This window comes from Williamsia soli (assembly GCF_017377795.1).
GTDB classification, from domain to species: Bacteria; Actinomycetota; Actinomycetes; order Mycobacteriales; family Mycobacteriaceae; genus Williamsia; species Williamsia soli.
The window spans coordinates 118,020-131,278 of record NZ_JAFRDR010000003.1; the positions used below are offsets into that span (position 1 = coordinate 118,020).

Below are 13,259 nucleotides of genomic sequence, written 5' to 3' on the forward strand. Positions count from 1 at the left end.
GCTCATTTCGGCGCGCTCGCCGGGTCGATTGCCGCATCCATACCGCTGATCTCGGTGATGACCCAACCGTTCTTGCTGTCGATACTCATCTTGTAGGTCGCGGTCGACGACGTTCCGTCCGGCGTCTGAGTGTTCTTCGTCAGTACATCGACAAACGTCACGACCTGATACACCCCATCGGTGACGGATTCGACCTTGGCTGCGATCGGCGACGCGGTGGATGACCACTGCAACGGCTGGATCAACTGCTCCATGGACGTTGCCGCCTGCTCTAGCCGGTTCGACAGCTCGGGTGATGTCCCGGCCGTCAGCCGACCGCGCCACTCATCAGGACTCTGGAAGTTCATCTCAGCGGCGCCGGTCGCGTAATCAAGTGAAATCTTCTCTGCCCGAGCATTATTTGATTGACTCTGCTCGAAGCTGTTGAGATCTTCCGATGTCGAGCGCCACTGCCACGCCAAGAAGACACTCAGCCCGACCAATCCTGCCACCAGCACGACCGACAGGATGGTCTTCAACCGAATCGGACGGTCGGTGAACCTCGCCGCGGCCGCCTGCTTGCCGCGTGCGGGTTCAGCTGCCGTTGTCGTCACCGCGGATTCGCGGTCCTCCACATTGTCGTCGGCCTTGGTGATCTCCGCTACGGATGTTCCCTTGCTCATGATCGCCACCTTCCTTCCTTCTGTCGTCAGTTTCTCGGTTGGCGCCGGTCAGTTCGCGCCGGCGGGGATGGTGATGGTCACCGCACCCTGAGGCGAGGTCGCGGCGAGGACCTTGTCGAGCATGCGACCCATGTCCACGGTGCGTAGCGACGCAGCACCGGCACTCGCCGCCGGAAGCAGGTTCACCCCGATCACGTTGAGGTCAGCCGATGTCAGGTCCAGGAACGTCTGTAGCTCGGTGAACAGCGGACTCGCGCCGTCTCGGATACCGGCCAGCAGCGGTCCGCGGATTGTTGCGTCTCGCACCGAGTTCAGGAGATCCTGGAACCCCGTACCGAAGTCGGCCATCAGCGGCGCCGTCGCCCGGAGGTTTTCCGGCATGTCACCCGATCGCATCAGCAAGGGCTGCAGTGTCGACAACAGTGTCACCAGATTGTCCTGCTGCTGTGTGAACTCCTCCGCGAGATACGTACCGGCACGATTGAGATCACCGATCACCCGCACGTCGTCGGGCAGGCCGACATCCAGTGTCTTGAAGATGCCCTGAACTTGGTCAGGGTCGACCTGGCCCAAGATATCGGTCAGCCTTTCGGACAATTCCTTGAACGTTGTCGGCGTCGACACCTGTTCCCTGGCAACGACATCGCCGTCGTCCAGAAAAGGGCCGTTGATAGAAGAAGGCAACACGGACACATAAGCCTCACCGAGGGCCGAGAGATTGTCCACGCGGAATGCGCTGCTGATCGGTATTTTTCGTTCGTCGTCGTAGTCCCACGTCACATCGATGCCCTCCGCGGCGGGTTCGAGGTCGGTCACGTGACCTATGGGCACCCCACGCAACAGGACCCTCGACCCGGCGAGCAGCCCGTTGGTGTCGGGTACCACCATCGAAGCACTCCTGGTGCTGCTGAGCGCATCGACGTGCAGCCCAACGCGGGTCATGTAGAACACCGATGACACTGCCAGAAGAACCATGGCCAGCACTGAGATCTTCGTCCGGGTGATCATCGCACTGCTCCCAGCATTCGCAGGATCGTTGTCGCATCGCCGATCAGTTGTTTTCCGCCGTCGGTACGCACCGAGGTGATGTTGACCGAAGGGTTCTCGGAGAACGGCAACAACGTCGTCCGCAAGAAATTGCTCAGCTGCGTGGTCACCTCAGGTGCGCGGTCCCACGTGCCCCGTCCGGCCTCCGCGGTGTCGGCCAACGAGTTCAGCATCGGTATCAGCCAGAGTCCGCCCTCGAAGATGCTGCCCACCGACGGCAGGAGCGTACTGATGTGGCCGACGAGAGACTTGGCGACCCGCTTCCAGTAGTAGACCCCCTCGTCACCGAAGACGGCTCGCAACTGGTCACTCCGGTCGGTCACCGACAGCGAGACGTCGTTGAAACCCTGGAGCGTCCGGTCGATCTCGGAGGTGTTGCCTGCGAGATCCCTCAGATCGACAGACACCACGGACGCGAGTTTCCTGATGTCGTCCGGCGGTGGCATCGTCTTGTTCAGGGTCGCCATGGTGTCCTGGACCTTCTGGATACTGCCACCGTTCACGAAGTACGCCAGGACCGCGATCGTGTCCTCCAACTGCGGGGGAGACGTCGTTCGTTCCACGGGAACAACTCCCCCATGGGCGAGATACTGTGCTCCGACCGCAGGCTCGCTGCCCGGGGTCAGTGCGATATACGTGTCTCCCAGCAGCGTGTTCTGCCTGATGATGGCTCGCACATCAGCGGGGACCTTGATGTCATCGGTCAGCCCCACCGTGACGTCGATCCCCTTGTCGCCCGGCTTCAGATCCTGGACCTGACCCACCCGCAACCCATTCATCACCACATCGGCGCCAGGTGGAAGATTCAGCACGCTGCTGAACTCGAGCGTCGCTTCGTAATCGCTGCTGACTCCCGCGCGCACCGAGGGCAGCTCGTTGGGGCCGAACGAGCACCCTGCCGTCACGATCGCCACAGCGGCGGTGACAGCCAGCCCCAGAGCTCTTGTCATCTTGTTCATGGTCATCGCTGCCCAGCCGTCTGCAGGATCACGTCGAGAATGCTCGTTGCGGGCACGTTGTTCCCCTTAACGCTCACAGTGGGCGCCTGGTACGGAACGGAGAGACCACTTGACGCCTCCTGCTGATTCAGCACCGCCGCGATGGAAGGGACTGTGGCGTAGAGCTGTTGGAGATCCGGAGCCCGGGTGGCGGCGAGATGGATCACATCGGCCACACCCCCCTGCATCAGCGGCCACAGATCGTCGCCGTAGTTGCGCTGGATGTCGTAGATCGTCGCCACCAGCCAGCCCACACCTCGGTCAAAGCGTGCAACATCGCCGAACAGCGTCGTTCCGAGCCGAGCGACCGAAGGCATCTGGTTGAGGATGGAGGTGATCTCGCCCCAGTGCGCCAGCGCGTCCTCGGTCAGCGGCGCCATGTTCATGATGGAGGAGCCGATGTCTGCGGTGACCTGTTCGGGGTTGCGCGCCGCGGCGGCGGCCTGCCGCATCATCGAATTGGCGTTGGTGCCGGTGCCATCGAGCGCCTTGTCCAGACCGGTGATGGCCGATTCGACGGTGTCCTCGTCGGTGGCCGAGAGTGCCTCGATGAAGTCGGATGCAGAGCCGGTGATCTCGGAGATGCTCTTCGGTGTGTGGGTCCGCTCCATCTCGACGCAGGTGCCCGATTTCAGTGTCGGGCCACCGGCATAGTTGCCGACGAGTTCGAGACTCCTATCCGCGAGCAGAGACTTGGATCTGGTCACCACCTGCACATCGGCGGGAAATGAACGTCCTGCATCGAGTTCGAAGACAACCTTCACGTGGTCGCCGAGCGGGTGTATCGAGGTGACGGAACCGAGTTGATATCCCATCTGAGTCACCGGGTTTCCTTCGTACAGCCCGATGGAATCGGCCATCTCGGCGCAGAATCCGGAGCCACCCTGCGCACTTGCCGCGGATGCCTGCGGAGCATTCAGGTAGCGCACCGTCGTCACAGCGCCGCCTACCGTCACCACCACCGCGGCCAATGCGACGATTCGTTTTGTCAGTTCAGATTTCTTCATCTCAGCACTCCCGCCCCGGAATCGGAACACACACTTGCGATGTCCAGAGGTTCCCGCCACCGAACTGCTTCATCCCGTCAGGGCCGAGCCACTGTTCCAGTTGTCCGCGTAGCGACTGCAGATTGTCGATCGCCGGTCCCAGGTTCTGCTGGATGTCGGCGACCGTTGACTTCAGGCCCTCGACATGAGTCCGCACGAGGTCGGAGTTCTCGAGAAAGAACTTCATGAACGGCGTCAATTTGGACAGGACATTTCCGAGCAACAGATACGCGTAGTTGAACCCCGCGGCATTGTTCAGATAGGTGTTCACCACCGTGTCGATCTTGGTGATCAGCTCGAATACGAACTGGCGGTTCGCTTCGAAGGTGTGCAGATACTCGCGAGCGAGGGCGGCTATCTGATCGACCTGACCACGTTGCCGCTCGAACACTCCTGTGATGCTGTTCAGCCCGTCGACTATGGACGTCAACGACGTCGAGTTGCCGTTCAGCGCATCAGCTACCTGGTCCAGGTTCGCCTGCACTGTCGAGGCGTCGACCTCCTCGGTCACGGTCGGCGCACTCTGCAGCACGTCACCGATCGAGTAGGGGACGCTGACCCGTTCGGTGGGGATGAGCACATCCGACTTCTGCTGCGCGCCGCGCGGGACGAGGCTGATCGCGTACCCACCCACCGGCGTCAGCATCCGCACCTCGATCCGGGACTGATCCCCCACGAAGGTCGTATCGTCCACTCGCGCCGACACCTTCACGGTGTTCGGTTCCATCGCAATATCGGAGACAGTGCCGATGCTGATGCCCGCGACGCGCACATCCTGACCCACTGTGATTGCCGAGGCGTCGGTTGTCTCGAAGGTGATGGTCTTCTGGTTCGGGGGGCGCATGTACAGCAGGCCGAAGGCAATCAGCACGATCACCGCGACAGCCACGACCGACACTCCGATGACCACGTCGTTGGACCAGATCGACCGCAGACCCCGGTGCGATCTATTCACTTGGCGTTGCACAGGACCACCTCATTTCCGGCCAGCAGGACGCCCACATCGGTGGGCAGCGCCGCGACCCCGTTACTGCACGTGGTCGGCGTGCGTGAAGTTGCTGCCGGTAGCTTCAATCCGGCAAGGGCGCCGGGTAGTAGCCGTAGCGACCCGGCGGCCTCCTCGAGCGAGTGGAATGCGTTTTTCAAGAAGACATTGACGTCCAGGTCCTCCGAGATGCCAAGGGCGACGAGCAGTCGCTCCACGAGCTCCACCAGGGCCGGTCCCGTCGCCGCAGTCTTGGGGAATTCGTCGAGAACGGTCATCGCATTGCTCATCGGAATGTTCACCGCCTCCAAAAATCCGACCACCGCCTCGGAGCGGCCACCCATCACGTCCGAGATCCGGCTCATGTTCGTGATCAACGTGGAGATCACCTGCTGACGATCCTTTGCGAACTCGGCGAGCTTTTGAGTGCTGTCGAGCATTGGTCCAAGCCCTCGTCCATCGCCCTGTAAGAGGGAGATCGCGTTCTCGGTGAACGCGTTGATCTCACTGGTGTTCATCGTCGAGAGCACCGGTTGCAACCCGTTGAAGAGTTCGGTGATGTCGTAGGACGGGTTCGTCGACCGGGTCGACAGGTGCGACACCCTGGGGCCCGAGGCCTCGCCCAAGTCCACATCGATATATCGGACGCCGGTGAGATTCTGATACTTGATCGACAAGGTGGACGAATCTGTCAGTTGCAGATCGGTTTCCAACGAGAACTCGACCTTCGCCACCGCTCCGTCGGGCGTTTGCTCCAGCTCGACGTCCGACACCTTTCCGATCCGCAACCCGTTCATCCGGACGTCACCGTTCTCCCGCAATCCGGAGGCATCGGTGAAGTCCGCGCTGTAACCGCGGGTTTCCGTGTCCACGGGGTTGCGCATGGCGTTGATGACCAGGATGAACAGGAACACAGTCACCGCCCCCACGGCCACCAGCTTGACGGCGATGAGCACAACGCCATGTCGTGAGATCATCGGGCCCCTCCTCCACGTGTGAACGCGCCTGCTCGAGTCAGTGGGCCGGCCAGGCCCGGCAGATCGTCCAATACGATTCGCAACTGCAACGTCTTCTGCTCCTGCGTCCCGGTGAATGCCGATTCCACCTGTGTCACAGCGGTGATCAGCTTGTCGATGGTTGCGCCGGAGCCGATGATGGCCGGCAGTGGGTCTGTCAACGTCTTGAGCAACTGCGTGAGCGGGACCAGCTCTGAATCGTGCGAGGCGAGCAGAGCGCCCGCTTTGCCGAACAGATCACTGGCGGCAACCTGGAGAGCCTGGTCGGTCTCGTCCATGAAGGCATCGTCGACACCGATCGAGCCATCAGGACGCCGGTTGTAGGCACTGTCGTAGATCGAGTACAGCGCACCAGCAGCTTCGCGACTGAACGCGGGGAACTCGGCCAGCACATCGTTCATCCGATTCATCAGCACGCTCGGCAACTCGCGTTGCGCGCGAGCCACCGAGTCGGCCACCACGATGCCGGTTCGGATCAGCGGAGCCAGTCCGTCCGCGTATCGGACCACCTTGTCCAAACTTGAGATCATCGACTCGGTCAGGGTTCCGTCGATCACGAGAGAACCTTGCTCGAGCATCGTCGACATCGTGAAGTCGGGCGCAGCCGACCGCCTGATGACCTGACCATCCGCCAGTGGCACGCCACTGCTGGCATCGGCGAGGTTCACCGCAGTGACCCCGAAATAGTTCTCGGGCCGGAAGTCGACCTCGACACTGTCAGTGATCAATGACGCACTCGCGCTTTGCAATACGACTGCGATGGTCACCGAGTCCGCGTTCTTGGCGGACACCTCGGTGACCTCACCCACCTCGGCTCCGTGGAGCAGCACCTTGGTGCCGGGCTCGACACCCGGGCCGAGGGCAGGCACCACGAACTGAACCCGAGTACCGGATGGCGCCGTCACGGCGGGGTACACCCACGCTCCGATCAGCACCGCAACGATCACCACCACTATTGCGACGGCTCCGGCAACGCCCAGCGAACGCTGCTGTCGGCGGGAATCTCCGCGGACGAAATCCTGGAATGAATAAACAGCCATGTTCTCAGCCCTTGAACGGGAGGTCTGGATTGAGACCCCAGATCGCCACGGTCATCAAGAAGTTCAGCACCACGATGGCGACCAGGCTGGCCCGGATCGCCCGTCCCGAGGCGGCGCCGACCCCGGCTGGACCACCGCTCGCGAAATAGCCGTAGTAACAGTGGATCAAGGTGACCACGGCACAGAAGACCAACGCCTTTGCCACCGAGGCGAAAAGGTCCGGCAGGCTCACGAATTGGGCGAAGTAGTGGTCGTAAGTACCACCTGGTTGGTCGTGGAACAGCTTGATGATCAGCCCACCGGTTATGAAACTGACGACAATTGCCATCAGGTATCCAGGCAGGACCACCAGCATCCCACCGATCAACCTCGTCCCCACCACGAACGGGATGGCCTGCAAGCCCATTGCCTCGGTCGCGTCGATCTCTTCGGAGATTCGCATGGCGCCGATCTCGGCCGTCATTCGGCAACCCGCCTGTGCCGCGAACCCGATACCGGTGATGATCGGCGCTATGACACGGATGTTGCCGAAGGAGCCGATGATTCCGGTCAAGGCACCGAAGCCGAGCAGGTCGAAGGCCATGAAGGCCTGGATCGCGACCACCGCGCCGACGGCCGTGCCCAGGAAGAACATCAGACTGATGACGCCGCCGTCGACGATCAGCGAGCCACTTCCCCAGGCCATGTCGTTCATGGTCTTGGAGGTTTGCTTCCGATAGTGACGAACCGTTTTGGGCAGCAGCGTCAGCGTCTTCCAGATGAAGATCACGATCTGACCGAACTCCATGGTGGCATTTCGGATGCTGCGTTGCACGGCGCCCAGGGCGCGGCCGGGTGCACGGGTGAAGGACTGCATTGTCATTGTCATCACCCCTACGCCAGCTGCGCCGGGAAGAACATGGTCTGCAACTGGCTGACCAACAAGTTGGTCATGAAGATGCAGAACACACTGAGGACCACAGATGCATTCACAGCGTTGGCGACACCTTTCGGACCGCCCTTTGCTTCGAGTCCGCGCAAGCTGGCGATCACGACGACAATGACTGCGAAGATGAGCGTCTTGAGCACGGAGAAGATCAGATCCACGGGTGTTGCAAACGCCCCGAATGACTGCCAGAAACTCGCCGGCACAACGCCGTTGACGTTTGCAGAGATGGTCAGGCCCGCACCGACGCCCGCCGCGATGATCATGATGCACAGGGCCGGCGAGATGGCCACCATGGCGATGAACCGCGGGACAACCAGGCGCTGGACGGGATTGATACCCATCACCCGCATCGCTTCGATTTCTTCTCGGATCGCCCGGGCACCCAGGTCGGAGGCGATTGCCGATGCCGCGGCCCCACTCATCAGCAGTCCGGCTGCCATCGGGGCGCCCTGGCCCACGACTCCGAGTCCACTCGCCGCACCGGCCAACGAGTTCGCTCCGACCTGATCCATGACGCCACCGACCTGCACCGAGACCTCCGCGCCGATCGGCACCGCCATGAGCAGAGCCGGCAGTGCGGTCACCTTGAACAGCTTCCACATCTGCTCCAGGACCTCTTGTACGGGCAAACGCAGTCGGACTGTGTCGACCACCGCAAAGCGGGCGATCTCCCCGGTCAGACGCGCCGACCGGCCGATGGTCCCGAAACTCCGGATCACGCGATCGGTGAACACCCCACGCAAACGCTTGGCAATCGCGGAAGGCCACTGACCCGAGTGACTCCCCTGCGCAGGTGTCCCCTCGGGACCAGGCTGCGCCGGCTTCGCCTCGGGCAATGTCGAAAGAGTCATCGCTGCATTCCCCAATCCGGACCTGTTGCGGCACCGGTCATCTGATGCGAGAAGATCTCCCACCCCTTTGGTCGTTTCGAACGATTGGATCCCCCGACCCATTCATGCGATACCACGCATTCACCCCATGGATCGGCGAAGGATCTTCTCCATCAGGCGGCCGTAGGGTGGGTACGTGGCATCCAGGTCCGGGCGGCTCGGCTTACGGAGAACCGCCTTCTGGTGGCTGAACGTGTCAAATCCATGTTTGCCGTGATAGTTGCCGATACCGGATTGACCTACTCCACCGAAGGGTAGTTCCGGCACCAGAAGCTGATACAGCAAATGGTTGACAACCACTGAGCCGGAAGATGTTTGATCCAGCACCTGCCGTTCGACATCCCTCGACTCGGTGAAGAGGTACAGGGCCAACGGTTTCGGCCTCGAACTGACGAAATCGATCGCTGCGGCCACGTTCTCGACCGAAACAACCGGAAGTATCGGGCCGAAGATCTCCTCCTGCATGAGCGGTGAGTCCACGTCCGGGTCGGTGACCAGAGCCGGGCTGATCGCGAGTTTGTCGACATCGACCTCACCGCCTGACCGGTGCCCGCCGTGATCATGCAACAGCCCGCTGAGTCTATCGAGGTGCTGCCGGTTCACGATGTGTGTGGTGTCAGCGGCGGCTGCCCTCGGCAGTTCCTCGAGAAGACGTTCGACCAGTTGAGGCCGCACCGACTCCTCGACGAGGACGTAATCGGGCGCCGTGCATGTCTGTCCAGCATTGATCGCCTTCGCCCACGCGATGCGGCGCGCCGCGACAGCGAGATCTGCGTCGCGGGCCACGATCACGGGACTCTTGCCCCCGAGTTCGAGCGTGACCGGCGTCAGGTGCTGCGCGCAGGCACCCATCACCAACTTCCCGACAGTGGTCGAGCCGGTGAAGAACACGTGATCAAAGGGGACCTCGAGCAGTTGCTTGCCGACCTCGACGTCGCCGACGACCACCCGCACCGCGTCAGGATCAAGGTAGTCCGACAGGCGATCTGCCAGCACCGCAGCCGTTGCACCCGAGATCTCCGACGGCTTGATCACTGCCGCATTTCCGGCGGCGAGAGCGCTGACGAGCGGCTGCAAAGTCAGGAGGAGCGGGAAATTCCACGCACCCATGATCAGCACCACGCCCTTTGGCTCGGGCGCAGACCAGGCCTTTCCCGGCATCGTGGCCGAGCTCATCCGGACCGAGGCCGGTTTGATCCACCGCGGCAGCGATGCCAGGGTGTGCCGCACCTCATGCCGAACCGGACCGATGTCCGCCATGAACGTCGCGATCGCGCTGCGTCCCAGATCCGCCGAAACCGCGGCTGCGAGCTCCTTTTCATTCTCGTCGATGAAGCGCAGCAGGCCCTCGAGTTGCGCTTTGCGCCACGACAGCGGCTTGGTCCGTCCAGTGGTGAAGGCGTTACGTGCGCGGGCGACCTCATCGTGAACTGATGGTGAGATACGCAGTGCCGGTGACGCGATGGTCATTCGATTGCTCCTGTTAGAGGCGAGACGGGACATGAGAATCGTCCAGCAAGCATCCTGCGTGCCGAATCCGAATCGAGCATGTCGTGGACCATACGTTGTGTTCAGACGTGATGTCAATCACTGCGCGTCTTCGGAGTGGAAACCTAAAGACATTATGTTCATACAAAGTAACCAGTCTAAGATGTCGTCATGGCTGAATGGGAAAACTGTTCGCAGAGCGAAGTCCTCGATGTCCGACAGTCCGATTCATTACGCTGGTTACAGTTGGCGAGACCCAAGGCGTTGAACGCGTTCGATGAGGCTCTGCAGGCGGAACTCCGAGACGCGATCGATGCAGCGGCGGCCGACACGACCGTTCGCTGCGTGGTACTCGGTGGCGCGGGGAGAGCATTCTCGGCGGGCGCCGACATCGATCTCGATAACGTCGCGGAGGGCGTCCGACTGGCGCCCAGGACCGAGAACGAGTTGCGCATGCACTACAACCCCATCATCAGGGCACTGCGCCGGATGCCCAAGCCCGTCGTCGCAGCTGTCAACGGGCCCGCTGTGGGCGCCGGTTGTTCGCTTGCACTCGCTTGCGACCAGGTCATAGCGAGCCGATCCGCCTCGTTCACGATGGGATTCGCACAAGTCGGATTGACGCTGGATGCCGGCGCTTCCCTTCTTCTGGGCGCGCGCATCGGACTCGGACGCGCGGCGCGGATGGCGTTCACGGCCGAGCCGGTGGGCGCGGACACCGCGCTGACGTGGGGCATGGTCGACGAGGTGGTCGATGACGAGCAACTCGCCGAGCGGGTCATCGAACTCGCCAGTGGGCTCGCTGCCGGCCCGACACGCGCGTTCGCCGCCATCAAGCACGGCTTGAATGTCGCGCTGCTCCCGACGTTGGATGCGGTGCTCGAGTACGAGGTGTGCGCGCAGACCCGGCTCGTCGACTCCGCAGACTTCCGAGAAGGTGTGAACGCATTCGCGAACCGACGAAAGCCCAGCTTCACCGGTAGCTGAACCGCTCTCAGCGTCGACCGTAGATGGCCGTCGACAACAACCCTGCCAGCATGGTTTTGACGCTCGCGAAGTCTTCCAGATGCGCTTCTCCCGCCAGCGACCCTGCGACCGTGCGTTCGACCATCCAGAGCAACGTGGCCGCGAACTGCGGAGCGGGCGGTCCGGGTGGCGCCAGCCCACATTCCCGATCAACCTCGATGATCGATTCGAGCTGATCGGCGAGATGTCCGATCGCCGCGAGATAGTGGACCCGCAGCTCGGCACGACGAGGCCACTCGTGCACGGCATTTCGAATGACCGACGTGGTCATCTCGTCCAGATTCAGCCAACCCTGCAACGCCGACGCCACCTGCTCGGGATCACCTCGTTCGGCATGTGCGATCTCGGACATGCTCGCCACCATCCGTTCGGCAGCTTCTTGGAACAGGGCCGCAAAAGCGTCGTCGCGATTTCGAAAATAGAAATAGAACGATGCGCGCGACACCGAAGCGCAGTCGATGATCTTCGCAACGCTGAGGTCCCCCAAGGGGTGGGTCAGCAGCAGCTCGCGCATCGCATCCAGGATGCTCTGCGCTGTCTCGGATCGAGCCTTGCGCTCGGGAACCGAGGGGCCGACCTGGTTGTTCACCTCACGCCGGTCGACCAGCGCCACCGGCGGCGCCGGTCGGCCACCGTAGATGGCGATTTCGTTCAGTGCCACGAGCGATTCGACCGCGTCACCGACGGTCGGAAGTCTGGGATCGAGACCACGCGAACCGACGTAAAGTGCACGCTCGACACCACAGATCAGCATGGCCGCCACCATGTCGGCAGGCGGGCCCACCGATGCGCGACCGGCGACGCGCTCGTGCTCGATCTGTTCACTCACCGCCGCCTGGAAGCGCCGGTAGGTGGGTTGCCACGCCCGTGCGACGGCAGGCTCGCCGTGCATGTGCTCGACCACAGCGCAGATGACGGGACCATGCACCGACCAGAGCCGAAGCGTGTGCTCGAGGCTCGCGCCCATCGTTCTGGCGCGCCCACGCCCTGGAGAACTGTCCCACGGTGCATCTTGCCCGTAGACCTGGTCGAACAGCCGCGACGTCATAGCGACAAGGACCTGGTGTTTGTTGGCGAAGTAGTGGTAGAAATTGGCGCGGGACAACCCCCCGCGCTCGAGGATCTGGGCGACCGTCAGCTCCTGTAGCGTTGTCTCGCTCAGAAGCTCCTCTGTCGCTTCGAACACCGCCAATTCCGCGGCAGTCGTGCCATCGAAGTCACGAGGCCGTTGCCTCGTGAAGGCCCCCTCGCTCATCAGGCCACCCTACGCGCTGTCTGAACACCATGTCCAGGCTTAGCGTACGGGCCCTGTCGCACCGAGAGCCATCAGCAAGGCCTCGTCGAACTCATCCGCCATCTCGAGCATCGGGTAATGGCCACAATCCAATTCGGTCAACTGGCTGCCGATCTCAGCGCTGAGCCAGCGTGCTCCTCGCACCGACAAGGCCGGATCGGCCACCCCGATGATCTGACTCACCGTTGTCGCCAAACCGTTCAGCACATGAACCTGATCTGTGCACAGCAAAGTCTGCATGGCGGCAATACCCGCCCAGCTGGGGGTCTGCAGCGAGATGCGGTGGAGCCAGTCGAGAACTTCCGGTGGCGGTGGTGATTTGAACGGGTCTGCAACCGCACTGCGGCGCGAGTTGATCCGGTCGCCCTTCTCGCCGTTGATGATTCTCGGGAGTGGCACGTCGGCCGGCATCCCAAAGGGAAAGCTCTCGGTCCGTGATGCAGACACACCGTTGGACGCGACCAGGACCACCGAGCTGACCCGATCCGGCGACATGGACGCCATCCGAAGTGCCACCATTCCGCCGAGAGACCACCCGACGACATCGGCACGTTCGACATCGAATGCATCCAACACCGCAAATGCATCTCGACTCAGCTGCTCGATGCCGTAACCATCGAGCGGCGCGTCTGATTTTCCGTGCCCACGCATGTCCATGGCCAGCACGCGGCGGTTCGACTCGGCAAGAACCCTGATCTGCCGATCCCAGACCTCAGAACTCAGACTCCACCCGTGGATCAGCAGAACCGGATCCCCGTCCCCCACGATCTGCACGTTGACGCGCAGTCCCCCAGGAATATCCACCAGATGTTCGGACATGTCGATCTCCGTTTCCGAGC

Annotated in this window: 13 protein-coding genes; 1 reads left to right on the top strand and 12 read right to left on the bottom strand. The window is 62.2% G+C overall.

The window, feature by feature from the left end; all coding sequences use genetic code 11:
• Positions 1-2 precede the first annotated feature (2 nt).
• From J3S28_RS09090 to J3S28_RS09135, 10 genes are all read right to left on the bottom strand, one after another.
• Positions 3-662, bottom strand: a complete 660-nt coding sequence (locus J3S28_RS09090) for a hypothetical protein (RefSeq protein WP_237341343.1) — start codon at positions 660-662, stop codon at positions 3-5.
• A 48-nt stretch (positions 663-710) separates the two neighbouring features.
• On the bottom strand, positions 711-1,670 hold the full coding sequence (locus tag J3S28_RS09095) for an MlaD family protein (RefSeq protein ID WP_207839816.1): 960 nt from the start codon (positions 1,668-1,670) through the stop codon (positions 711-713).
• A complete protein-coding gene (locus J3S28_RS09100; RefSeq protein ID WP_237341344.1) occupies positions 1,667-2,659 on the bottom strand; it encodes an MlaD family protein in 993 nt (330 codons plus the stop codon). The genes J3S28_RS09095 and J3S28_RS09100 overlap by 4 nt, the downstream gene beginning before the upstream one ends.
• A gap of 11 nt (positions 2,660-2,670) precedes the next feature.
• Positions 2,671-3,714: an MlaD family protein gene (locus tag J3S28_RS09105; protein ID WP_207839820.1), complete on the bottom strand. Its 1,044-nt coding sequence runs from the start codon at positions 3,712-3,714 to the stop codon at positions 2,671-2,673.
• 1 nt (position 3,715) lies between these two features.
• On the bottom strand, positions 3,716-4,708 hold the full coding sequence (locus tag J3S28_RS09110) for an MlaD family protein (protein WP_307796988.1): 993 nt from the start codon (positions 4,706-4,708) through the stop codon (positions 3,716-3,718).
• Positions 4,705-5,715: an MlaD family protein gene (locus J3S28_RS09115; RefSeq protein WP_207839824.1), complete on the bottom strand. Its 1,011-nt coding sequence runs from the start codon at positions 5,713-5,715 to the stop codon at positions 4,705-4,707. Before J3S28_RS09115 ends, J3S28_RS09110 begins: the two co-directional genes overlap by 4 nt.
• Positions 5,712-6,794, bottom strand: a complete 1,083-nt coding sequence (locus J3S28_RS09120) for an MlaD family protein (RefSeq protein ID WP_207839826.1) — start codon at positions 6,792-6,794, stop codon at positions 5,712-5,714. Before J3S28_RS09120 ends, J3S28_RS09115 begins: the two co-directional genes overlap by 4 nt.
• 4 nt (positions 6,795-6,798) lie before the next feature.
• Positions 6,799-7,581, bottom strand: coding sequence for an MlaE family ABC transporter permease (locus tag J3S28_RS09125; protein ID WP_237341386.1), 783 nt, complete (start codon positions 7,579-7,581; stop codon positions 6,799-6,801).
• A gap of 86 nt (positions 7,582-7,667) precedes the next feature.
• Complete coding sequence (locus J3S28_RS09130) at positions 7,668-8,573, bottom strand: MlaE family ABC transporter permease (RefSeq protein ID WP_207839830.1); 906 nt, start codon at positions 8,571-8,573, stop codon at positions 7,668-7,670.
• 120 nt (positions 8,574-8,693) lie between these two features.
• A complete protein-coding gene (locus J3S28_RS09135) occupies positions 8,694-10,082 on the bottom strand; it encodes an aldehyde dehydrogenase family protein (protein WP_207839831.1) in 1,389 nt (462 codons plus the stop codon).
• Positions 10,083-10,271: 189 nt separating this feature from the next.
• Here J3S28_RS09135 and J3S28_RS09140 point away from each other — a divergent pair, with 189 nt between their 5' ends.
• Entirely contained in the window at positions 10,272-11,087 is an 816-nt protein-coding gene (locus J3S28_RS09140) for an enoyl-CoA hydratase-related protein (protein ID WP_207839833.1), read from the top strand.
• A gap of 7 nt (positions 11,088-11,094) precedes the next feature.
• On the opposite strand, the gene J3S28_RS09145 is transcribed toward J3S28_RS09140, so the two are convergent.
• Together J3S28_RS09145 and J3S28_RS09150 are read right to left on the bottom strand one after the other, a co-directional pair.
• On the bottom strand, positions 11,095-12,381 hold the full coding sequence (locus J3S28_RS09145; protein ID WP_207839835.1) for a TetR/AcrR family transcriptional regulator: 1,287 nt from the start codon (positions 12,379-12,381) through the stop codon (positions 11,095-11,097).
• A 39-nt stretch (positions 12,382-12,420) separates the two neighbouring features.
• Positions 12,421-13,239, bottom strand: a complete 819-nt coding sequence (locus J3S28_RS09150; protein ID WP_207839837.1) for an alpha/beta fold hydrolase — start codon at positions 13,237-13,239, stop codon at positions 12,421-12,423.
• Positions 13,240-13,259 lie beyond the last annotated feature (20 nt).